This is a genomic window from Bradyrhizobium sp. USDA 4486, from assembly GCF_054057995.1.
On the sequence record NZ_JBSRZV010000001.1, the window covers coordinates 8,026,647 to 8,048,083 of the forward strand.

The following is a 21,437-nucleotide window of genomic DNA, read 5'->3' on the forward strand; positions in this document are numbered from 1 at the left end:
GCCATCCACGTCTTGCCCCGCGGTACGAAGACCGTGGATGCCCGGAATAAGCCCGGATCTCCCGCAAGTTCACATATGCGATCGTCGGCCGATCGGGCTAGTCAGTATGACTATCTTGTGAGAATATCATACCGTTCGCGATCGGGGTACGGACGGATTGAAGTCGTGACGAGATGGTCCTTGCGGGCAATCGAGCCCGGCGTAGCGTTGCTGTTCGGCGGGCTGGTGGCGGCCAACATCGCCGCATGGGCCTGGGCCTTCGCGGCGTTCGGCGATCGCCCCACGGTGATGGCGACCGCGCTGCTCGCCTGGGTGTTCGGCCTGCGCCACGCTGTCGACGCCGACCACATCGCCGCCATCGACAACGTCGTACGCAAGCTGATGCAGTCGGGCGATACGCCGCGTAGCGCAGGCCTCTATTTCGCGCTCGGCCATTCCACCATCGTCGTGGTCGCGGCCATGCTGCTTGCACTCGGGGTCGTCAGCCTCGGCGCCGACAGCCTGCTCAAGCAGATCGGCAGCTTGATCGGCACGTCGGTATCGGCGCTGTTCCTGCTCGTGATCGCAGCCATCAACCTCGCCATCTTCGCCGGCCTGTGGCGGGCGTTCCGCATCGCGCGCGAACAGGGCGTGCACGACGCCGAAGGCCTCGATGCGCTGCTCGCCAATCGCGGATTTCTCGGGCGTCTGCTCGGCCCGATGTTTCGCCTGGTGAGGCGGCCATGGCACATGTATCCGCTCGGCCTCCTGTTCGGCCTCGGCTTCGACACTGCGACCGAGATCGGCCTGCTCGGCATCTCCGCCACCGAGACCGCGCACGGTGCGTCGCTCGCAGATATCCTGGTCTTTCCCGCATTGTTCGCATCCGGCATGGCGCTGGTCGACACCGCCGATTCCACGCTGATGGTGAGTGCCTATCGCTGGGCCTTCGTCGATCCCTTGCGAAAGCTCTGGTACAACCTCACCATCACCGGCGCTTCCGTCGCGGTGGCGCTGCTGATCGGCGGCATCGAGGCGCTCGGGCTGATCGCCGATCGGCTCGGCCTCTCCGGAGGCGTATGGGTGCTGGTCGACGGCCTCAACGGGTCGCTTGCCAATCTCGGCTTTGCCGTCATCGCGCTGTTTGCGATCGCCTGGCTCGTCTCGGTCGCGCTCCACCGCCGCATCTTTGCTGACGATCGCAGTGCCGCGCCGGACGTGCTGATCGACGCGACCGAGGTGCCGCGACGGGCCTGAATCCCTGGGATCAGACCGAGGCCGCGCTTTGCACCTGCTCCGCCGGCAGCTCGTCGGCGTTGGGATCGCCCGGCGCCGTCGCCCAGGCCAGCTCCACCAGCGTCACGATCCTGCGCCCGCCGCCGTCGAGCTGCACCACGATCAGGCCCTGCTCCTCCATATAGCCGAGGAGGCGTTGCGCCCGGCGCAGCGAATGCGAGCCATAGGCGCGGGCGATCGCGGCGTCGCCGGGACAGGGCCAGCCTTCTCTGGCTGCGCGTGCGATCATCATGAACACGCCCTGCATGTCGTCGGGCAGGATCGAGGCGCGCAGCGACACCTCCTGCCAGGCGTCGTCCTCGGCGAGATCAGTGCCGAGCCCGGCGCGTGCATGCGTCAGCATGCGGCGGAATTCGTTGAGGTCGGGGACCGCCGCGCCGAGGCCCTCGATGCGGCAGCGGACGACGAACTCCTGATAGAGCACGCCGATGGCGCGGAAGCCGGCATCGGGCCCGGCCAGCACGGCGCGCAAGGTGCGATCGACGCGCTCGCGCCGCTCCGCGAGCTCCTCGGCGCTGACGGGCACCTCGACCACTTCGGTGCGAATCTCCGGCGTCGCCGCCGCCTTCGCCGCGCGGAGCTGTTCGAGCAGATCAGGCGCCGGCCGGCGCTGCGGCCGGCTGGCGTCGGGCGGCGGCGCTGCCAGGATCACGGCGCGCGCATCCTCCAGCGTCGCTTCGGGCAGCGGCATCAGCCGCGGCGTGGAATTGCGCGGGTGGGTAGTGGTCGCGCCGATGTTCAGGCGCAGGGGACGGCGCGACAGCGCAGGTCCCAGCGCCATGAACTGTCCGCGCTCGAGATCGCGAAAGGATTCGGCCTGCCGCCGCTCCATGCCGAGCAGGTCGGCGGCCCGCGCCATGTCGATGTCGAGGAAGGTGCGGCCCATCAGGAAGTTCGAGGCTTCCGCCGCGACGTTCTTAGCAAGTTTTGCGAGGCGCTGCGTCGCGATGATGCCGGCGAGCCCGCGCTTGCGGCCGCGGCACATCAGATTGGTCATGGCGCCGAGCGACAGCTTTCGCGCCTCGTCCGACACTTCGCCGGCGACGGCGGGCGCGAACAGCTGCGCCTCGTCCACCACCACCAGCATCGGGTACCAATGGTCGCGGTCGACGTCGAACAGGCCACCGAGAAAGGCCGCGGCGCGCCGCATCTGATTCTCGGCATCGAGGCCTTCGAGATTGAGTACGGTCGAGACGCGGTGCAGCCGCGCGCGTTCGCCGGCAACCTGCAAGCCGCGCTCGGTGTGATCCTCGGCCTCGATCACGAGATGGCCGAATCGCTCGGCCAGCGTGACGAAATCGCCCTCGGGATCGATGATGGCCTGCTGCACCCAGGGTGCGCTCTGCTCCAAGAGGCGCCGCAGCAGATGCGACTTGCCGGAGCCGGAATTGCCCTGCACCAGGAGACGAGTCGCCAGCAATTCCTCGAGGTCCATGGCGGCCGCGGCGCCTGCCGTGGTCTGCCCCATCTCGATCGCAACCGTCATGTCCCCGACTCAAGTCCCGTCATTCGCGGACAGGGGCTTATCAATCCGGCCGGGGCGCGTCGAGCGGAACAGGGCGAATCATCCCGTGTTGCCCACGGCGGAGTTCAGGCGTGCTTCGAGAGCCGCAGAAGTGCGGGCCGATAGGGCGCCTGCGGATCGTCGTCCTCGTCGGCGGGAATCGCGCAGGAGCCGAATTCGTGCCTGATCCGTTCGATCTCGGCGATGCGCTCGTGCAGCCGCTGCAGGTGCTCGGGCGATCTTGCCTTCCAAAAGCGGAATGTGTCCTGCGTCAGCGGCATGAAGGCGGTACCGAACAGCGTCGGTTCTGGAACGATGGTGCGCCCGAGCAGCATGAACCGGTCGGGGCCGGACACGATGAGGGTCGCATAGCCGCGATTTCCGATTCGTCTGATCCCGTTCAGGGACCATTCGGCGAGCTTGCTGAAGTAGGGCTCCTCGCGCCAGCGACCGGGGCAATGGTCGTCTACGGTGACGTTGACTGCGTCCTGGCTGAAATGGACGATGAGCCCGGCCTTCGCGGGGAACCACTCGTCGTCGAGATGGCCTTGCAGCCAGGCACAGACGAACGAGCGGCACATTTGCGGACGGCGTTCGTAGATGGTGCATCCCGTGCCCGTCTGCCAATGCTTGCAGAGCTGGTGCACCGGCTTGTCGACGGCGGCTACCTCGAGGATGTCGCAGCAGGCGTTGCAGGACCCGCATTCCCGTGTGGGACGCGCCGCCTTCGGCAGGCCGGTCGCGCGAAAACCCTGGCCGTCGCGGACCAGCAGCTTCTGCTTCTCCAGCGCGGTCAACGCTCGTTCGATCTTGAGACGGGACAGGCCGGTGGCGTCGATCACGCCCTTCATCGTCGTCGCGCCCGCCTCGACCGCGCGAAGGACGCTCAGCATCGCCTGATCCATCTTCGTTTCTTGTTGTTCTTGTCCGCTCCGGGACGCCGGAATGGCATAATGGATGAGCCAGAAAGCTATCTTCCTCCTGTTTGCGGGACAACGAGCGAAGACTGAGCGGCACGCATGCAGCGCCTGCGCAAATGCAGGATCGCGCGCGCTGTGCACCGATCGCTTCAAGCGTGGGCGATAGGGATATCCGATCGCACTCGCCGGTTTCGCGAGCAAAATGGCGTCATTTCACCGCCGTGCGGCCCAGATGGACGATGAGCAAGCGCGCATTCTCTCACGCAGCTGTGATATGCGCGATGCGTGGGCACGCACGTGGAGAGGCGACACGTTTGCGTGATCGCGGGGGTGGAGCGCAGCGTGGTCACGCCGCGCCAAGGTCGACGTTATCCGGCAGGAACGGAAGCGGCGCGCTATTGCGCGCCAGACCCGCCCTGCACGATCTTCTCGTTCAGCTTCTGGTCCACGGTGTCGACCGTGCGATCGATCTCGGCGTTGGGCATGCCGAGTTGATGCGAGATCAGCTTCACCAGGAGGTCGACGCGCTCGATGAAAGGCGCGCCGCTCGCGACCGCGCGCGCGGCCGACGACGGCTTGAGCAGGCTCTCGGCGGCCTTGGCGTATTTCGCGAACGGCACCTGGTCCTGCGGATCGGCGCCGAGCTTGCGCGCGATCGCATCGACATGGTCGTAGATCGTCTGCGAGCGCGTGAGGTCGCCGTGAACGGCGTCGCGGATCGATTGCGGCTCGTGCGGCGTGATGCAGCGGTAGTTGCCGGTCAGCAGCATCGACCATTTCGCCAGCGGCACGAACAGCGAGTCGAACACTTTCAGCTTCACCGGCACGTCGTGGCCGTCGAGCGTCACGGCGTCGATGTCGGCCTCGAGCTCGCGCAGCACCTTGTTGTGCTTCTCGTCGGCGAAGGCCGAGGCCTTGAAGTTCGTGGGCAGGCCGACATGAAGCACGTTCGCGGCTTCCTCCGGCGGACGGAACGCTTGCGGATCGGGCGAGCACAGCGTCACCAGGCCCGGCTCGAAGCGCTCCCACACCTGCGCATTGGTGTAGGCCTCCTCGAGATCCATGTCAGCGAGCGCCGGAATCCGCTTCAGATAGGGCAACGGCGGCATGTTCATGATCGACAGGCACGGCAGCTTCGCCGCGGCGATTTTGACCATGAGCACGCGCACCGTGTGGTTGGTGTATTGCGGCTCCTGCATCGCGAGGCCGACCAGATCGTAGCGCGAGACGTCGACATTCTGCGGGGTCACCGCGTCGAGCTTGCCGGGCAGGTCGCGTGAGAAGATCGCCCGGTGCACCGCCTCGTCTCGCAGCTTGATGCGCACCTCGGTCCCGTCGCGGTTGATGAGCTCGGCGGTCTTGGCGCGGCAGACCAGGGTGACGTTATGCCCGGCCATCAGCAGCTTCGTGCCCAGGAGTGAGCCGTAGGAAGCCCCGAGAATCAATACGTTACGCGCCATATCCGTCCCCTCGACAATGTGCGTGATTTTTCCGTCCCGGCCGTCGTCCGCGGGCGAGTTGCCGGCATCTAAGGCGAAGTGCGTGGGGATAGCAACTGGGATAATGCATACAAGGCGTTGAAGGATGTTCCGCCGGCCGGATGGCGCACGGTCCCCATCCAGCTGCGCCGAGCTCTCCGGCCGGCCGGCGGCCCCAATTTCCGCCCAGCCGTCGCCATGATATTCTTTCAGAACGAGTTTATCGGATGTTTTGCACGTCCCGGGCTGGCTCGGGACGTGGGTGGATATATCGTCTCACGATATATCCATATGGAAGGAGACCTTTCAGCGGATTCCCGTCCCACTCCGTCGATAGTCGCGTTGACGAAGCGGCAATCAGTCGCATCTTTCATGGTTATCGTGATTGGCGGCGCGCCGGAATGAGACCATAAATGACGCGACCAGGCTGATACGACGTGCCGCATCGTCATCACGGGTCCGTTTCGATCATTGACGACAACAAATGTTAAAACGCGGGGGCCCCGAGTATGACAGAGTCGGGAATCCCGTCGGAGGGAGCGGGGAACGGTTGAACCAGCCTGAATCTTTGAGCGAGGCCGGCTCGTTGCGATCAGCAGACGCATGCTCGACGGACAGGACCAGACGCGTTGTGACGGAGTCGAGCAGGCGTGCAGCGCGCCATGCCGGCAGCCAAGCCGGCAGGTCTAGCAACCGCTGACGGCGCTGTTCGGATATCATGATGGACGGTGATCATTGGCCTTACGGCTCTTGTGACGGCGCCGGTGGAAACCTGGTACGCTTGCGCAAACGCGCGTCCGAATTCTTCAATAGCCTGCCCGTTGCAGAACTAGCCTGCCAAGCACGCAGGCGGCTGTGGATTGTGGACTGGTTGAGGGTCGCGGAAGACTATCGGACCGCGGCCGAATCCGCGCGCGCAGACGGTTCCGGCCGGATTGCGCGCGTAGCGTGGATGTGCTCGCAGACGGCGGTCGAAGTCGCGCGAAGCCTGTCTTGCCCCGGAGATATCACGGACGCCGATCTCGCAGACAATCTCGCGACCGGCCGCAGAAACTTCGAGGATGACGCTCGCCTCGCGATCGATCGGGTCGAGATCGATTGCTTTGGTCAGGACGTGCTTGCCGGCTTCTTTGTCCAGGGCGGACGTCAGGGGTCTTGCGCACCCGTGGTCATCTGCATCAGTGACGAGGACATCAACGGCAGCTCGATGATGGGTCGGCTGCCGCCAGCCGTGCTTGGCCGCAACATGTCGCTGCTGCTGATCGACACCTGCAATTCGTCCCATCGACGTTCTTTCAAGCCGGAGCATGTGCTGCAATGCTGCCTTGACTATCTGGAGGCGCGTCCGGATGTCGACCGACAGCGGATCGCGATCTATGGCGAAGGCGCCGCCGCCCCGCATGCATACCGTGTTGCGCTCACGGATCGCAGGATCGCTGCCGCGGTTTGCGACGGTGGCCTTCTGACGCAGGTCATGCGCCGGGCGCCGTTTCGCTGGATGACCGGACCGGAGCAGAGCGACCATGACGCAAGCTCGACAGGCTCGATGCTGCCGTCGCATCGACTATCCTGCCCGCTTCTTGTGGTTGTCGGCAGCCGCTCGATGGTGCGCGAACGCGACGCTCTCGAGCTCCAAAGGTTCTATCAGCAGGCCGGTGCCGACTGTTCGATTGTGGTGCCGAACTGCATCGCTCACCCGCTGGGCGAGATCGAGAATTTCATCGCCGTGGACGACTTCATTTTCGAATGGCTCGACAGCAAGCTTGGAGCTGGCGGCCAGCTGGATCCCGTAACCTATCTCTAAACTCTAAAGCGCGATGAGATTTGGATGAATCGTCATCGCGCTTTAGGTTGTTGTTTACGCATGATCTTTCCGGAAAACCGCTTCGCACTTTTCCGGATCATGCTTTAGCCGAACCAGGATCGCGTGCAGGCCGCTCGGGCGCCGGTGACGACGATCGGGACGAGCCGGGCGGTGCTGCGCCCTAGGTCGGCGGATCACGAAGCGTCGATGGCCAGCAATCGTGCAGCAAGCCGCGCGTTCTTGGCGATCTTGGCCAGCGCAGCGTTCAGATCGGCCAGGGTCTCCTCGTCGAGCTCGTTGAACATGGTCGAATTCAAGGCGAGCCTTCTCTTGGAGAGCTTGCCGATTTCCGTCGTCGCCTTTTCTGTCAGCGACATCAGGACGAAACGGGCGTCGTCGGCTGCCGGTCGCCGCGACAGGAACCCGCTCTTCTCGAGGCTTTTGGTCTGGTTGGTCACGAAGGCCGGATGGACCCGCAGCTTGTTCGCGATGTCGATTCCGGCAACGCCGCGCCCCTCGTCGAGTTCGGTGATGGCCATCAAGATGAGCCACTGCGGCTCGGTAATGCCTAGCAGGGTGGCCCAGCTGGTGTGGATGTCATCAAGCTGAGAGTGGATTTCGACCACATTCCAAATGAAGTCCGTAATCGCTCTATCGAGCCTCTTCTCAATCATGTGGTCCCGGAATCGCTCAGGCAAAAGGAAATAGGGCAGGGGCGGCAACGCGATCTTGTACCGGGATATTAGGCGGGTGTCTCGTGCATAGCGTGCGGGAGGCATGGAGGCCTATCGCGCCGCGAAAACCATTTCGTCGTTTGGTACTTGCAAAAAACAATTAATTGAGTTACGTCTCGTCCCACTCAAAGTTTGCTGCTCTTGACCATGTCGATAGCTAGCAATGTGAGACCTCCAAGAAAGCCCTCGGGATGCCCCCTGAGGGCTTTTTCTTTTGTTTTCAGTATCAAATTTGCCGCGAAGCACCCCTGTTGCTTGGCGGCAACATTCTCTTCCGAACTGTCGCTTCATCAAATCAATGAATTGAGGCGATTGTTTTTATAAACTATACGTGAAGCACGACGGAGGGGGGGCACCTCACTGTCGTTTCAGTCCGGACCTTCAGTGCGGACCTGAATTGAACGGAAATTGATGTGGGTAACGCGGCCTCCAGCGAGGACCCGGCCCCCTGAACCGACATCTGGAGGTTTACTAATGAAGTTGACGAAGACGCTCTTTCTCGGCTCGGCAGCCGGCCTGATGGCCGTCTCCGGCGCGTTCGCAGCCGATCTTCCCGTGAAGGCCAAGGCGGTCGAATACGTGAAGATCTGCTCGTTGTACGGCGCGGGCTTCTACTACATCCCGGGCACCGACACCTGCATCAAGCTGGGTGGTTATCTGCGCGCTGAAGTTGGTCTGAACACCAACAGCATCTATGACTCGCAGCGTACCTCGCCTGCCGCTGGGCGCAATCGCCTGAGCAACTACTACACCATGCGCGCTCGTGAAGACCTCAACATCGACACGCGCACCGCCACCGAGTACGGCGTCGTCCGCACCTTCTTTGATGCGACGTTCTCCTGGACCACCGGCGGTTATCAGGGCACGGGTTCCGGCTTCGGCGGCACTGCCTATACCGGTACGCTGGCCCTCAATACCAACGGCTTCCCGGCTTCGGCCCCCTCGCTGGTCGGTTCGTCGATCAACCCGACTGACGGCGGCACCTCGGGCGGTTCGCTCGGCGTGTACTATGCCTTCATCCAGTTCGCCGGCTTCACCATGGGTAAGGCCGTGTCGCAGTTCGACGCGCCCTGGACCAACTATCCCGGCAACAACTTCGACGGTCTCGTCGGCGGTTCCGGCACGGTCACCGGTGTCAACCAGTTCACCTACACCGCTGACTTCGGTCAGGGCGTGACAGCGGCGTTCTCGGCAGAAGACGCAACGGCCTACTACCAGGCCGGTAACTTCAACATTAGCAGCGCGGCTGCATCTGGTGCTGCTGCTATCGCTGGTTTGACCACTGGTGCGTTGGGTGCCAACGCCATCGGTGGCTCGCGTTCGCCGAACCTCGTCGGTATGGTCCGCGTCGACCAGGCCTGGGGTCTCTTCCAGGCGTCGGTCGCTGCGCATGACAACCACGTTGCCTACTACGGCGCGACCGAGCCGACTGGCCATCCCGATGACAAGTGGGGTTGGGCGGTTCAGCTCGCTCTGTCGATCAAGAACATCCCGACCGGTGCGGGTGACGTGATCAACGTTTCGGGCGTGTACACCGACGGCGCGACCCGCTACAACTTCCAGAACCTGGCGGGCGGCTCGTACCTCATGTACGGCAGCTCGGGCATTGCCTACCAGAGCGTCGCTGCGGTTATCGCTCCGGACACCACGTACATCACGGGCGGCTCGCAGGAAAGCGTCAAGACCTGGGGCGTCCGTGGCGCTTACACCCACAACTGGGATCCGTACTGGAACACCGCGATCTACGGTGCCTACGCGGCTGCCCAGTTCGGTGGTGGGACCAAGGCATTCCTCTGCGGCGTTGGCGGCGTCTTCTCGTCGGTTGCGGGCGTGACCTCGTGCAACCCTGACTTTAACATCGGTCAGGTTGGCTTGATCACCCGCTGGACCCCGGTCAAGAACCTGACGTTCTCGGCCGACTTCACCTGGACCCACGTCGATCAGAAGTATGCTGGCGTCATTGCTGGCGGCAACAACTTCCCGGTCGCCAAGCCGGCCGCGACCTACGAGCTGAAGGATCAGGACTCGTTCACCCTGCTGCTCCGCGCTCAGCGCAACTGGTAAGTTCGGTCGAAAGCAATTCGACGAAGCACCCGGCGGGCAACCGCCGGGTGTTTTTTTGTGCCGAAAGTCCGGCGCCCGCGCCCCCAAGCTCCGATCGAGCATGAGCCTGATTCGAGGCGGTTCGCCCATGCATCCGGTGCTTTCCCGGCCAGCGGGGCGGCGCTTCGCGCCGCCCCGCTGGCTCCTCGTGTGACGCAGCGCGGCCTGTGTCGCCGCCGGTCAACCCTTCCTCGCAAAAATATTCCGCTTTATCGAAATTCGGATTTGTCGTATGTGTCGCCCATCCCGGCTCATCCTTGAGGGGCGATCATGAGGTCGTCATGTTTGCGAGCCGGGCTTTGCGGTGGACGCGGCAGCGTCGGGCGCGAGTGGCCAGGGGCAGGGCGGATTGCTCTCCGTGAGCCCTTAAGGCTTCGCGCGGACGGACGGCGCTGTCAGGCTCGTCGCGCCAACATGTCGATGGCAACGTGCACAACGCCGTCGGCCGCTGTGGCGCCAACGAGCCGCGCGTACGGCAAAACCGTGTGGTCCTGGCCGTCGTTGCTACGGTCAAGCCCTGGCGGATGCGGCAGTCGCGTCAACCGGCGTGCTGCCGGCGACTTCTGTCGGGTGAGGGAGGCCAGAACGAACTCGGCTCCCGGGAGAGCGCGGCATAAGCCGTCCAACCATCGCGCAGGGAAGGCCGTGTGTTGGGCTTCACCTGTATGCTGCTGTGCGGTTCTTTTGCGCTACCTCTTCGCGCAGCGGACCGCGGGTGCCGCCGGCACCCGGCCTTCCCCATAGGCGTTAAGGTAGCGCAAGCATTGATTGATATTGACGTTTTCGGGGAGGCTCGCGCAGGTGCCGCCCGAGCGCTCGCTTACTGCGGCGCAAGCGGCGGATGGTTGGTTGTGGAATGATTGCTTGCAGCAAGGATGCAACGAGTTGTTGCAAGATACGCCAACCGCCAGGTGTCGTCAGGCGGCCTGCTTCCAGTGGGGAGAGTCCTCGAAGTCGCGGACAAGCGGCTCGAGCAGCAGGATAATCAAGAGGTGAGCCAGCAGGTAGGGCTTCGCCGAACGCTGATCAGTTCCAGGCGGTGTCTTGAGACCAATCAGGCTTTTCAGTCGCTTGAAGCCAAGTTCGATCCGCCATCGCAGTCGATAGAGTGCAAGCACATCCTTGGCGGAGAACTCGTCCCGTGCGAGCGACGTGACCAGAATGACCCAATCCGCGGCTTCCAGAGTCCCTTTGGAGATGATGCGGTTTTCGTCTCGTGCGTCTCGCCGAGCTTTACGACGCGAAGCCGCGGCCGCACCGGTGGGCTTCTTGACCGCAACCAGACGCATAGCCAGAGGCGCCCCGTCCTTGCGTTTGATCCAAATCCTCCGATCGATCAGTCCGCGTGCCTTTGCCGCACGCAATTGGGCCATCAGATCGAATGGAAGGCCTTGGGCATCAAGCCAGCGCGCGTTCTTCCAGCCTGCTCGGATCAGAACGTCGGCACCAGCCGCGCGGACAGCCGCGATGCGGTCAGGTTGCAGATAAGCGCGGTCAGCAATGCGGATCTCGTTCTTGACTACTGGTATCCGGTCAAACGTTTCGCCCTCTTGCTGATCCGTTAGCTCGAAGTGACCAAAGCGCTCACTTGGCAGATCAAATGCACTATGAAGCCGCCAAAGCTCACTGCTCCTGCGGGCAGTCGGCCCGGCCTGAGGTACTGTCGTCGCATCGACGATGCGGATCAGGCGGCCTCGGCTCGCCTTCGGCGCTGCCGCATCGAGCAAGCTCTCCACCAGCACTGCAAACCAATCGCCACATTGACGCAGGCGATAGAACAACGCCACGCTGCTGAGGTCCGCAAGGCCAACAGAAGCCGCCCACGCAGCTGTCGATCTCAATCCTCTTTCCCCTAAACAATAGGCCAGCATCAGCCGAAGCAACGCCACCGCGTCTGGAATTTGGCGCCGCCGCGCGAAAGCCTTCGTCTGGCGCGCGCTTATCTCAAGCTGCTCAGCCCCACCCAGCTGCGCAACCACTCTCGTCCAGTCCTCATTTAGAAGCGATTCGTCTGCCATGCCCCTTGGAATCACGTGTGATTCCAACACTCAAGAATAAACTTAACGCCTATGCGGCCTTCCCTGTGCCCTCTTGGCAAAGGGGGTGAGAGGTCAAGCAAAGCTCGGGCGAATCGAGCCGCGAGGATGCGAAGCTGTGTCTGCGAGTCAGAATTCAAGCTGCAATGCCGATGTGGAGGCTGCGCTTATCTGTCTCCGTCACCCCGAGCTGCGCGCTCTGCCGCGTATACCTGCGCGGAGCGAACCTCGAAGAGCGACGGCTCGGCTGCACGCTCCGTTGTCCGGAACACCATGCGCGTCTATCCCTGGCTCGCGACGCGCGCACGGTCGAGATGCTCCTCGATCTTCGGGCGATCGCGGGTACGCTCGAAACTGGTGCAGAGCAGCTCTGTCTCCTCGAGCGAGATCGGGGCGCGATACAGCCGGCACATGAACTCGGCCGTTGCGCGTCCCTTGCCGGCGCCGGCATGGCCGGGGCTGCGTTCGGCGAGGAACATGCAGTCGCGGCAGATGCTGGCGTCCAGCCGCTGATGGGCCGCGTCGAGATGATTGAGGATCTCGCGAAGCGAGTCGCGCAAGCGGAGGCACTCCTCGGTGCCGAGCGCCGTGACCGCGTTCACCACATGATTGATCGGGTCGTGCTGGTTCAGGCATTTCTCGCCCTGCGCGGTGACGTGAAGCACGACGGACCGCTTGTCCTCGTGCGATGGCTTTCGCACCAGGTAGGACTTGCCCTCCAGCGTCTTCACGATCTGCGACGCAGTCGCCCTGGTGGCGCCGATGAAGCCAGCGAGCGCGGACGGGGTGCGCGAAAACCTGTTGGCGCGGCCGAGAAAGCGCAGCGCCATCCATTCCCGATCTCGCAACCCGTGCTGATTGCCCTCGAAATACCAAGCTCTCGCCGCCTGGACCAGCAGCTCGACAGCCTCACGTGCCAACGGCATGCATTTACCTCGCCCCGGGAATCTCTTCTGCGGCGCCCCGGAGCCGCATTCCGCCGTTGCACGCGAATCTTTTGCGAGAAGCCGTATGACGCGCAATGTCCGACCCGCACGCCTTGCCCGTTGTCCGCACGAAAGCACGGACTGCTCGGTACCCGACTTCGACTGACGGGCACTGCAAGCCGCGACCCGAGACGCGGCGTCGCCGATGATATGCCAATCGTGGCGTCGTCGAACGAAAGCCCGAGTTGCCGTCACTGGCGGACGATGGATCGGAGTTGTTCAACCGAAGCCCCTGAAGTTCAAGTCACACGCAGACGTTTCTTTATGTTCACCGAAACGATGAATGAGCTTCTCAACAAAATCAAGTCAAGTCACTCTAGGAGACTGGATGTCGCTCGAAGCAAATATCACGTTCAAGACAATCTCCCGCTCCGGAACACATGATGGTGATCGCAATAGGCAGCATAACAAGCGAGTTTCGCGCAAATATACGATGGTTTGATTGCACGCATCTTGCTGTCTGTCGTCGATGCAGCTTGGTTGAAGCTTGTGCATGGCGACGATGCGCCTCGGCGCGCCGTCCACAACTTGTGCGATCTGTCAGGGAATCGTCCAATGGAACCCGCAGGGTTTACACGCAGCGGTTGTTTGCGTAAACCCCGCAAAATGGGGCCGGGCCGGATCCGCTTCACCCGGCCGCGAATCTCGACCGAACGAATGACATGCTTGCGACGGAAATGTCTCCGACGATGCATGCACATGCACGGCAAGCGTGGCGGCATGCATGATCGGCTGTCGCGATCATGAGCAGAGCTGCGCTGCGAGCAGGCGCGTGAAGAACACGCGTCAAAACAAGAGCTTCGGTTCTGATTCGATCAGGGTCGAAAAATGCTTCAGTCGCCGCGCAGCATGTCCCGCAGTTCGCGAAACGGGTCGGCGCTCGGCGGAGCCGAGGCATCTTGCCGCATGGCGCTGTAGATCCTCGGCACCATGTCGATGGCCTGGTCGAGGCCCGAATCACGTCCCGACTGATAGCCGCCCATGAGGCGGAGGTCGCGCGTGTCCTCGTATTTGGCGATCATGGTGCGCAGCTTGCTCACCAGTTCGCGCTCTTCGGGGTCCCAGACGTTGTGGGCGAGACGCGAGACCGAGGCCAGCACATCCACGGCCGGATAGCGCGCCTGGTCGGCGATGTGCCTGGAGAGCACGATGTGGCCGTCGAGCGTGCCGCGGATGGTGTCGGCGATCGGCTCGTTGTGATCATCGCCGTCGACCAGCACGGAGAAAATGCCGGTGATCGAGCCGGATCCCTCCTCGCCGGGGCCGGCGCGCTCCAGCAGGCGCGGCAGGTCGGTGAACACCGTCGGTGCATAGCCGCGCGCGACGGCGGGCTCACCGGCGGCCAGCGCAACCTCGCGGGCGGCGTGGGCGAAACGGGTGATCGAATCGACCACGAGCAGCACCGATTCGCCCCTGTCGCGGAAATATTCGGCGACCGCCATGGCCGTCTTCGGCGCCAGCCGCCGCATCATCGGGCTTTCATCTCCCGTCGATACGATGGTGACGGCGCGATTGCGGTTGGTGCCGAGCACGTCCTCGATGAATTCGCGCACCTCGCGGCCGCGCTCGCCCACCAGCGCCAGCACGACGGTGTCGAAGCCCTGGCTGCGCGCGAGCATCGCAAGCAGCGTCGATTTGCCGACGCCGGAGCCGGCGAAGATGCCGACGCGCTGGCCGGCGCAGATCGGGGCGAACAGGTCGATGACACGCACGCCGGTGCGCAGCGGCTTGTGCACGCGCGCGCGCTTCATGGCCGACGGCGCCTCGGCCTCGGCCGAGACTGCACGCGACCCCGGCGTCAGGGGGCCCTGTCCGTCCAGCGGGGCGCCGAGCGCGTTGATGACGCGGCCCTTCCAGCTCGCATCGGGCGCGAAGGACAAGGGCGGCATCCGGTAGGCGACGGAGCCGAGGCCGCCGGCAAATTGCCGGTCGAACGGCTTGGCGATGATGCCGTCGCTGTCGATCCGCACCACCTCGCCGATCTGCGGCTTGCCGCCGGAATTGACGCCGATGAGTTCACCGAGCCGCACGAAGCGCGACAGGCCGGAGACGCGGAAATGCGTCGGCGCGATCTCGCAGATCGCGCCGCTGACGCTGGCCAGGGGAGTGCTCTGCTGGAGCTCCAGCAGCGCCCACTCGAGTTGCCGAAGAGCGTTCAAGGAAACCGTCCACCTCAATGCGCACGCGGCGCAGACTACTTGAAGTCTACTTGCCCGGCTCGCCCAGAGTCCGGATTGCGTTCTGGAGCGAGCTCTCGGTGCCCTCGATCATCGAATTGGTGCCGTCGAAGGCACGCGAAGCCGCGATCAGCTTCGTCAACTCCATCATCGGATTGGCGCCGGAGCCCTCGACATAGCCCTGCTTGAAGCCGTCGCGGGAGAAATCGGCGATGGCGGTCGCCGGCCGGTCGGGCGTGACGCCGGAATTGCCGTAGCGCTCGAGATTGGCATCGGCGGGGATGCTGAACAGGCCAATGGTGCCGATCTCGTTGTTGTCCTGGGTAATCGCGCCACTGCGCGAGATGGCGATCGGTCCGCCGTTCGGGTCGAGCGTAATCTGCGCGCCGCCGGCGTCGATGACCGGGCAGCCGGCCACGGTCTGAAGATCGCCATTGGGCGCGATCTGGAGGCGGCCGTCGCGGGTGTAGACAGTGCCGTTCGGACCGGCGAAGGCGATCCAGCCCTGGCCCACCACGGCGACGTCGAGCGGGTTGCCGCTTTCGGTAATGCTGCCTTGCTCGCGCGAGATGATGTTGTCGCCGGGCGAGGAGAAGGCGACCGGGTTCGCGCCGGCCTTGGACAGCACCGTCTCGAACTTCACCACGTCGGTGCGGAATGCCGCCGTGTTCACGTTGGCGACGTTGTTGGCGATCGTCTGGAGGCGCTTTTCCAGCGCGACCTGCGCCGACAATCCCACATAGAGAGCCGATTGCATGATTTACCTGTTGAAGCGAATGTTCTGAAGCGTCGTGAGCATGTCGGTATCGAGGTTCACCGATGTCGGCGCGCCGGCGATCAGCGCCAGCGCGGGATTGGTCGAATTGTCACTCTGAGCCTGGGTCGCATCCCACATCGCGGCAAAGCGCTGCACGAATTTGGTGACCTTGGTCGGGTCCTGGAAGTCGGTGAGATCGATCTTGTCCGTGATCATCTTGGCCTGGGCGTCGATGTCGGACGAGCTGATCGTCGACGACCAGCCCATCGCAGTCTGCACCACCTGGGTCAGCGCCTTGTCGGCGAGGATCTGGTAGGCGTTCGTGATCGTGGAGGCCTTGCGGGTGAAATAGAGCGCGAGCCGCAGGGCCTCGTTTTGGTTGCCGGCGTTCTCCTCCAGCGTCTGCGTGACGTATTGGGTCGCCGTGCCGGTCGTGGCCGCCGTGGTCGAGGTCGCCTGCTCCCCGAGAGCGGCGAAATTGAAGGCGGTGGCGAACTGCCGATAGCGGGTATCGGAGAGCTTGTTGGCGAAAGCGTCCTGGTCCGAGACCCCCTCGGTCAGCACCTTGCGCATGAACGCCTTGGCGTAGGTCATGTCGCTGAGGCCATAGGCCTTCATCGCGTAGGAATAGAGGCGGTAGTCGTTCAGGAAGTCGTCGATCGTCTTCACGTTGCCGATGTGGCTGAGGAAGTAATCGGTATCGCGGCTGACATCGGGCTGTGTCGCGACCTGCGTCATCGACTTGCTCATGTCCGTGGTCAGTCTGGTGTAGTCCGCGATGGTGGATAACATGGCTCGCGCCCCTCTGGCCGCTGTTGCGAGGTGTCCCAAGCTGCCGTCAATTGCTTGCGCGGGGCTGGCGATGCGGCAAGCCAGCTTCGCGCAAGCGTCGCCGACTAGATATTTCCGGTGGGATCGGCGATGGAGCGGCGTGTTGGGCAGTTTCGTGGGGATTTTCATCACGGTAGCGGCGCTGCTCGGCGGCTTTGCCGCCATGGGCGGGCATCTGGCCGTGCTCATGCAGCCGTGGGAGTTCGTGATCATCATGGGCACGGCGGTCGGCACCTTCATTCTGGCCAATCCGTGGAAGACGGTCGTCGACAGCGGGGTCGCCTGCATGCAGGCCATCACCAACGCTGTGCCCGGGCAGCGCTATTACCTTGACCTGCTCGGGGCGCTGCACGCCCTGATGCGCGAGCTGCGCGGCAAGGGCCGCAGCGAGGTGGAAGCCCATATCGACGACCCCTCGTCCTCCGAGATCTTCAAGGCGTTCCCGAGCGTGCTCGGCGACCCGTCGCTGCTCCAGTTCATCTGCGACTATGTCCGCCTCATCATCATGGGCAACGCGCGCACCCACGAGATCGAGGCGCTGATGGATGAGGAGATCCACACCATCGTGAAGGGCAAGCTGGCGCCCTATCATGCGCTGGTGACGGTGTCCGAGGCGATGCCGGCGCTTGGCATCGTCGCCGCGGTGCTCGGCGTCATCAAGGCGATGGGCGCGCTCGACCAGTCGCCGAAGCTGTTGGGCGGCTTCATCGGCGCGGCCCTGGTCGGCACCTTCGCCGGCATCTTCCTGTCCTACGGCATCATTTCGCCCTTCGCGATCAAGATCAAGATGACGCGCGAGAAGAAGTGCCGGCCCTACATCATTGTCAAGCAGACGTTGCTGGCCTTCATGAACGGCGCCATGCCGCAGATCGCTGTCGAGCACGGCCGCAAGATGATATCGAGCAACGAGCGCCCGTCGATCGACGTCGTCGAGAACGAGACGATCGCGGGCCCCAAGGCCGTCCCGACCGAGCCTGAACCGAAGGCGGCCCGCGCATGACGATGGAAGACGTCGAGGTCGATCAGCGGAAGCAGCTGCCGAACTACCTGCTCGATGCGGCGGGTATCTCGATCGAACGCATGCCGATGCTCAATGTGATCTTCGATCGCATGGCGGCATCGTGCACCGACAGCTTGCAGCCGATGGCCGGAACGCCCTGCTACTTCTCGGTCAACGGCATCACCAACGACCGCGTCGGCGACATCATCAAGGACTACGAGGGCAACGCGGTCGCCGCGGTGCTCTATGCCGAGCAGTGGGACTCCCGCGTCATCATCATGCTCGACCGCGATTTCGTGTTCACGATGGTCGAGGCGATGTTCGGCTCCGACGGTGCCGAGCCGCCCCTCGACGTCGAGCGCTCGTTCTCCAACATCGAGATCCGCCTGGTCCAGGCGCTGTTCGAGCGCTTCGCCAAGGCTCTGCAATCCGCCTTCGCCGGCACCTCCAACGTCACCTTCCGCGTCGAGCGGGTCGAGACCGCGATGGCCTCGCTGGCGATCGGACGCAGCGGCAACATGTCGATCTGCGCGAACATCATGCTGCAGGCGCTCTACCGCGGCGGCCAGATGTTCCTCATCGTCCCGCACTCCGCGCTCAACCCGCTCCGGCAGAAGCTCGCGACCGTCGTGGTCAGCGAGGGCGGCGCGGCCGATCCGCGCTGGCGCGAACAGATGGAAAGCGAGGTCCACCGCACCGAGGTGACGCTGAGCGCGGTGCTCGACGAGAAGATGATAACTCTCGGCGATGTCGTGAAGTTCCACGTCGGCCAGGTGCTCGAGCTCGAAGCCACGCCGCGCACGCTGGCCCGCCTCGAAAGCAACAACCAGGTGCTGTTCTGGTGTCAGATCGGCCAGCTCGATGGCTATTACGCCATGCAGGTGGCTGATCCCGTCGACCAGAAACGGGAGTTCGTCGATGATATCCTATCTCGTTGATGCCGTGCTCTTGATTGCGCTCGCCTTCACCAGCATGCGGGTGACCCGGATGCACCGCGAGCTGGCGCGCTTGCGCAGCTACCAGGGCGAGTTCTCGACCATCGTCCACGAGACGGCGGGCGCCTTCGACACCGTCATCACCGCTGCGCACGATTCCACCGCGAACCTCGGACGGCTCGCCAACGTGCTGAGCACAAAGATCGATCAGGCTCACGAGGCGATCGCGGCACTCGATGCGAGGAGCGGGCTCGCGTCCGCCGCAGGCGGCGCCGACGTGAACAAGCATTGAGGCCGAAGCAGTCTGAACACATACGACCGGATCGTCGTGGCGCTCCGGGGGCGGAACTACCAAGAGGCGATACGACATGGCGCAATCCTTCGACTATGAATCTGCATCTGCATCGGAAGAGACCGAAGCGTCTCCGCTGGAGCGGCTGGCCGAGATTGCCGCGCGCACGGCGGAGGAGACGGGCAAGTTCGCCAACGTCGATGCCATCCTGCGGATTCCCGTCACCATGCAGGTGGTGCTCGGCTCGGCGACCATTCCGGTCGCGAATCTGATGAAGCTCGGCCGCGGCGCGGTGGTCCCGCTCGACCACCGCGTCGGCGAGCCCGTCGACGTCGTGGTCAACGGCCGCATCGTCGCCCGCGGCGAGGTGGTCGTCGTCGAAGAGGACAACTCCCGCTTCGGCGTCTCGCTCACGGAGATCGTCGGACCACTGGGGCAGGGTGATACCTGACCATGGCGGCACAGGTCGCTCCCGTCAAGCAGCGAGGCGTTGCCGCGCTGGGTGGAACGGAAAAGGTCGCGGCGCTCCTGCTGGCCATGGGCCGCCAGGCGGCCGCGAGCGTGCTCGCGCAGTTCGAGCCGCAGGATATTCGCATCGTCACCAAGGCCGCGGCGGAGTTGCGGCCGATCACCGCCCAGGAGCTCGAGGCGATCGTCGAGGAGTTCGCCCAGCAGTTCTCGATGGGGGCCAACATCCTCGGCACGCTCGGGGGGCTCGAGGCCGTGCTCGGCGACGTGCTTCCGGCCGACCAGGTCACGGCGATCATGTCGGACCTGCTCGGCAATTCGAGCCGCTCGGTATGGGACCGCGTCTCGTCGGTCTCGGAAAATTCGCTGGCAACCTACCTCTCCAAGGAGCATCCGCAGACCGCGGCGCTGATCCTGTCCAAGGTCAAGCCGTCCTGCGCCGCCAAGGTGATGAGCCAGCTGCCCTCAAGCCTGCGCAACGAGCTGATGCGGCGCGTGCTCAGCCTGAAGCCTATCGTCGACGACGCGATGAAGGTCCTCGAGAAGACGCTGCACGAGGATCTGACGCTGAATTTCGCCCGCAACCTCGGCGCGGATACCTACGCCCGCGTCGCCGACATCATCAACAAGATGGAGCGCGGCCACATCGAGGACATGCTGAAGAGCCTGTCGGAGAAGCGGCCGAAGTCTGCGGAAGTGCTGAAGGAGCTGCTGTTCACCTTCGACGACGTCGTCAATCTGGCCCCGAAGGCGCGCACCATGATCTTCGATCAGGTGCCGACCGACCGCATCGTCGTCGCACTGAAGGGCACCGACAAGCATTTCCGCGAAACCATCTTGTCCGCGGTTGCCTCGCGCGTTCGCCGTGTCGTCGAGAGCGAACTTGCGATAGGCGAGCCGTCGAACCAGCGCGACGTGCTGGAGGCGCGCCGCGTCATCACCGACCTCGCGCTCGACCTTGCGGAGAAGGGCGAGATCGAGCTCAACCCCGACCAGGAGGATGAGCTGGTCTTCCGCTGACCGCTGAACGGGCATGGCAGAAACATCCGATCAGGACAGCAAGACAGAAGAGCCGACCGAGAAGAAAGTCCGCGATGCGCTCGAACAGGGCAACATTCCGGTCTCTCGGGAGGCGTCCATCTTCGCCTCGATGGCCGCGCTGATGGTGATCCTGACATTCCTGATCGGTCGGGGCGTGCAGCAGTTGACGCTGACCCTGAAGGGACTTCTCGACGACCCCGACGGATTCCCGCTCAGCACGGCGGCGGATGCGCAGAACCTGCTCACCGTCTTGGGCCTCGAAGCGCTGCGGTTTCTGACGCCGTTGCTCGTCATTCTCGCCGTGTTCGGGCTGGCGGCCTCGCTGCTACAGAATGCGCCTAACCTGGTGCTCCAGCGCATCATGCCGGACCTTTCGCGAATTTCTCCACTCACCGGCTGGAACCGGTTGTTCGGGACGCAGGGCTTCGTGGAATTCGGCAAGTCGCTGTTCAAGCTCGCCTCGGTGACCGCCGTCGTCGCCTTCGTGCTGCGCTCGTCCGAAGCCAAGGCGTTCGAGGCGATGTACACCGATCCGGTCGCGCTGCCGGAGATGATCCTCAGCATTGCGATGCGGATCGTCTCGGCGATCTGCATCGCCACCATCGTCCTCGTCGCGATCGATCTCGCCTGGGCGCGCTTTCATTGGCGGCGCGAGCTGCGCATGACCAAGCAGGAGATCAAGGACGAGCACAAGCAGGCGGAGGGCGATCCGCTGATCAAGGCGCGCCTGCGCTCGCTCGCGCGCGACCGCTCGCGGCAGCGGATGATCGCCTCGGCGGCGCGCGCGACGCTCGTGATCGCGAACCCGACGCATTTCGCGATCGCGCTGCGCTACAAGCGCGAGGAGAACGCGGCGCCGCTGGTCGTGGCCAAGGGCATGGACGTGATCGCGCTCAAGATCCGCGAAGTCGCTGAGCAGAACCGGATTCCGGTCATCGAGAACAAGGCGCTGGCGCGCGCGCTCTACGAGGCGGTGCAGGTCGACCAGGTGATTCCGGCCGAATTCTTCCGGCCTGTCGCCGAGATCATCTACTTCCTCCAGTCGAAACAGGCGCCGCGGCCCGAGAAGGTCCAGTAGATTTCCGAGGATGGCGCT

General features: G+C 63.9%; 18 protein-coding genes. 9 read left to right on the top strand and 9 right to left on the bottom strand.

Translation table 11 applies throughout. The features are described from left to right. The first annotated feature begins 165 nt into the window (after positions 1-165). Entirely contained in the window at positions 166-1,236 is a 1,071-nt protein-coding gene (locus tag ACVWY3_RS37920) for a HoxN/HupN/NixA family nickel/cobalt transporter (RefSeq protein ID WP_456843010.1), read from the top strand. A gap of 10 nt (positions 1,237-1,246) precedes the next feature. Here the strand turns inward: ACVWY3_RS37920 and ACVWY3_RS37925 are convergent, their stop codons facing one another. The 3 genes from ACVWY3_RS37925 to ACVWY3_RS37935 form a co-directional block, all read right to left on the bottom strand. After that, positions 1,247-2,761, bottom strand: a complete 1,515-nt coding sequence (locus tag ACVWY3_RS37925; RefSeq protein WP_456843011.1) for a helicase HerA domain-containing protein — start codon at positions 2,759-2,761, stop codon at positions 1,247-1,249. 104 nt (positions 2,762-2,865) lie between these two features. Then, positions 2,866-3,684, bottom strand: a complete 819-nt coding sequence (locus ACVWY3_RS37930; RefSeq protein WP_456843012.1) for a YkgJ family cysteine cluster protein — start codon at positions 3,682-3,684, stop codon at positions 2,866-2,868. 410 nt (positions 3,685-4,094) lie between these two features. After that, a complete protein-coding gene (locus ACVWY3_RS37935; protein ID WP_456843013.1) occupies positions 4,095-5,159 on the bottom strand; it encodes a ketopantoate reductase family protein in 1,065 nt (354 codons plus the stop codon). Between the two features lie 970 nt (positions 5,160-6,129). Between ACVWY3_RS37935 and ACVWY3_RS37940 the strand changes: the two genes are divergently transcribed. Beyond that, complete coding sequence (locus tag ACVWY3_RS37940) at positions 6,130-6,981, top strand: alpha/beta hydrolase family protein (protein ID WP_456843014.1); 852 nt, start codon at positions 6,130-6,132, stop codon at positions 6,979-6,981. Between the two features lie 194 nt (positions 6,982-7,175). Here ACVWY3_RS37940 and ACVWY3_RS37945 read toward each other — a convergent pair whose 3' ends face one another. Further along, positions 7,176-7,655, bottom strand: a complete 480-nt coding sequence (locus tag ACVWY3_RS37945; protein ID WP_456843015.1) for a MarR family winged helix-turn-helix transcriptional regulator — start codon at positions 7,653-7,655, stop codon at positions 7,176-7,178. A 534-nt stretch (positions 7,656-8,189) separates the two neighbouring features. Between ACVWY3_RS37945 and ACVWY3_RS37950 the strand changes: the two genes are divergently transcribed. Further along, positions 8,190-9,779 (top strand): porin, encoded by a 1,590-nt coding sequence (locus ACVWY3_RS37950; RefSeq protein ID WP_456843016.1) that lies wholly within the window; start codon positions 8,190-8,192, stop codon positions 9,777-9,779. Positions 9,780-10,735: 956 nt separating this feature from the next. On the opposite strand, the gene ACVWY3_RS37955 is transcribed toward ACVWY3_RS37950, so the two are convergent. From ACVWY3_RS37955 to ACVWY3_RS37975, 5 genes are all read right to left on the bottom strand, one after another. Continuing rightward, the gene (locus ACVWY3_RS37955) at positions 10,736-11,836 is read right to left on the bottom strand and encodes an IS4 family transposase (protein ID WP_456836948.1); all 1,101 of its coding nucleotides are present in this window, start codon (positions 11,834-11,836) and stop codon (positions 10,736-10,738) included. Between the two features lie 299 nt (positions 11,837-12,135). Next, entirely contained in the window at positions 12,136-12,780 is a 645-nt protein-coding gene (locus tag ACVWY3_RS37960) for a MarR family winged helix-turn-helix transcriptional regulator (protein WP_456843017.1), read from the bottom strand. An 893-nt stretch (positions 12,781-13,673) separates the two neighbouring features. Then, positions 13,674-14,999, bottom strand: a complete 1,326-nt coding sequence (gene fliI, locus ACVWY3_RS37965) for a flagellar protein export ATPase FliI (protein ID WP_456843018.1) — start codon at positions 14,997-14,999, stop codon at positions 13,674-13,676. Between the two features lie 46 nt (positions 15,000-15,045). Then, on the bottom strand, positions 15,046-15,774 hold the full coding sequence (gene flgF / locus ACVWY3_RS37970; protein ID WP_456843019.1) for a flagellar basal-body rod protein FlgF: 729 nt from the start codon (positions 15,772-15,774) through the stop codon (positions 15,046-15,048). Between the two features lie 3 nt (positions 15,775-15,777). Continuing rightward, entirely contained in the window at positions 15,778-16,566 is a 789-nt protein-coding gene (locus ACVWY3_RS37975) for a DUF1217 domain-containing protein (RefSeq protein WP_456843020.1), read from the bottom strand. 142 nt (positions 16,567-16,708) lie between these two features. Here ACVWY3_RS37975 and motA point away from each other — a divergent pair, with 142 nt between their 5' ends. From motA to flhB, 6 genes are all read left to right on the top strand, one after another. Beyond that, positions 16,709-17,605 (top strand): flagellar motor stator protein MotA, encoded by an 897-nt coding sequence (gene motA / locus ACVWY3_RS37980; protein ID WP_456843021.1) that lies wholly within the window; start codon positions 16,709-16,711, stop codon positions 17,603-17,605. Further along, the gene (locus ACVWY3_RS37985) at positions 17,602-18,543 is read left to right on the top strand and encodes a flagellar motor switch protein FliM (protein ID WP_456843022.1); all 942 of its coding nucleotides are present in this window, start codon (positions 17,602-17,604) and stop codon (positions 18,541-18,543) included. Before motA ends, ACVWY3_RS37985 begins: the two co-directional genes overlap by 4 nt. Continuing rightward, on the top strand, positions 18,524-18,832 hold the full coding sequence (locus tag ACVWY3_RS37990; RefSeq protein WP_456843023.1) for a hypothetical protein: 309 nt from the start codon (positions 18,524-18,526) through the stop codon (positions 18,830-18,832). Before ACVWY3_RS37985 ends, ACVWY3_RS37990 begins: the two co-directional genes overlap by 20 nt. A 76-nt stretch (positions 18,833-18,908) precedes the next feature. After that, positions 18,909-19,283 carry a flagellar motor switch protein FliN gene (gene fliN, locus ACVWY3_RS37995; protein ID WP_235543965.1) on the top strand — a complete coding sequence of 125 codons (375 nt, stop codon included), beginning with the start codon at positions 18,909-18,911 and terminating at the stop codon, positions 19,281-19,283. Between the two features lie 2 nt (positions 19,284-19,285). Further along, on the top strand, positions 19,286-20,320 hold the full coding sequence (locus tag ACVWY3_RS38000; protein ID WP_456843024.1) for a flagellar motor switch protein FliG: 1,035 nt from the start codon (positions 19,286-19,288) through the stop codon (positions 20,318-20,320). A 13-nt stretch (positions 20,321-20,333) separates the two neighbouring features. Further along, complete coding sequence (flhB, locus tag ACVWY3_RS38005) at positions 20,334-21,419, top strand: flagellar biosynthesis protein FlhB (RefSeq protein WP_456843025.1); 1,086 nt, start codon at positions 20,334-20,336, stop codon at positions 21,417-21,419. The last annotated feature ends 18 nt before the right edge of the window (positions 21,420-21,437 follow it).

What these genes read in the sequence shown, in the direction of transcription:
- ACVWY3_RS37955 (WP_456836948.1), bottom strand. Translation starts at nt 11,836, where the DNA reads ATGGCAGACGAATCGCTTCTAAATGAGGACTGGACGAGAGTGGTTGCG.
- ACVWY3_RS37930 (WP_456843012.1), bottom strand. Translation starts at nt 3,684, where the DNA reads ATGGATCAGGCGATGCTGAGCGTCCTTCGCGCGGTCGAGGCGGGCGCG.
- ACVWY3_RS37985 (WP_456843022.1), top strand. Translation starts at nt 17,602, where the DNA reads ATGACGATGGAAGACGTCGAGGTCGATCAGCGGAAGCAGCTGCCGAAC.
- ACVWY3_RS37975 (WP_456843020.1), bottom strand. Translation starts at nt 16,566, where the DNA reads ATGTTATCCACCATCGCGGACTACACCAGACTGACCACGGACATGAGC.
- ACVWY3_RS37940 (WP_456843014.1), top strand. Translation starts at nt 6,130, where the DNA reads ATGTGCTCGCAGACGGCGGTCGAAGTCGCGCGAAGCCTGTCTTGCCCC.
- ACVWY3_RS37990 (WP_456843023.1), top strand. Translation starts at nt 18,524, where the DNA reads ATGATATCCTATCTCGTTGATGCCGTGCTCTTGATTGCGCTCGCCTTC.
- ACVWY3_RS37935 (WP_456843013.1), bottom strand. Translation starts at nt 5,159, where the DNA reads ATGGCGCGTAACGTATTGATTCTCGGGGCTTCCTACGGCTCACTCCTG.
- ACVWY3_RS37925 (WP_456843011.1), bottom strand. Translation starts at nt 2,761, where the DNA reads ATGACGGTTGCGATCGAGATGGGGCAGACCACGGCAGGCGCCGCGGCC.
- ACVWY3_RS38000 (WP_456843024.1), top strand. Translation starts at nt 19,286, where the DNA reads ATGGCGGCACAGGTCGCTCCCGTCAAGCAGCGAGGCGTTGCCGCGCTG.
- flgF (WP_456843019.1), bottom strand. Translation starts at nt 15,774, where the DNA reads ATGCAATCGGCTCTCTATGTGGGATTGTCGGCGCAGGTCGCGCTGGAA.
- ACVWY3_RS37945 (WP_456843015.1), bottom strand. Translation starts at nt 7,655, where the DNA reads ATGATTGAGAAGAGGCTCGATAGAGCGATTACGGACTTCATTTGGAAT.
- ACVWY3_RS37950 (WP_456843016.1), top strand. Translation starts at nt 8,190, where the DNA reads ATGAAGTTGACGAAGACGCTCTTTCTCGGCTCGGCAGCCGGCCTGATG.
- fliN (WP_235543965.1), top strand. Translation starts at nt 18,909, where the DNA reads ATGGCGCAATCCTTCGACTATGAATCTGCATCTGCATCGGAAGAGACC.
- ACVWY3_RS37960 (WP_456843017.1), bottom strand. Translation starts at nt 12,780, where the DNA reads ATGCCGTTGGCACGTGAGGCTGTCGAGCTGCTGGTCCAGGCGGCGAGA.
- flhB (WP_456843025.1), top strand. Translation starts at nt 20,334, where the DNA reads ATGGCAGAAACATCCGATCAGGACAGCAAGACAGAAGAGCCGACCGAG.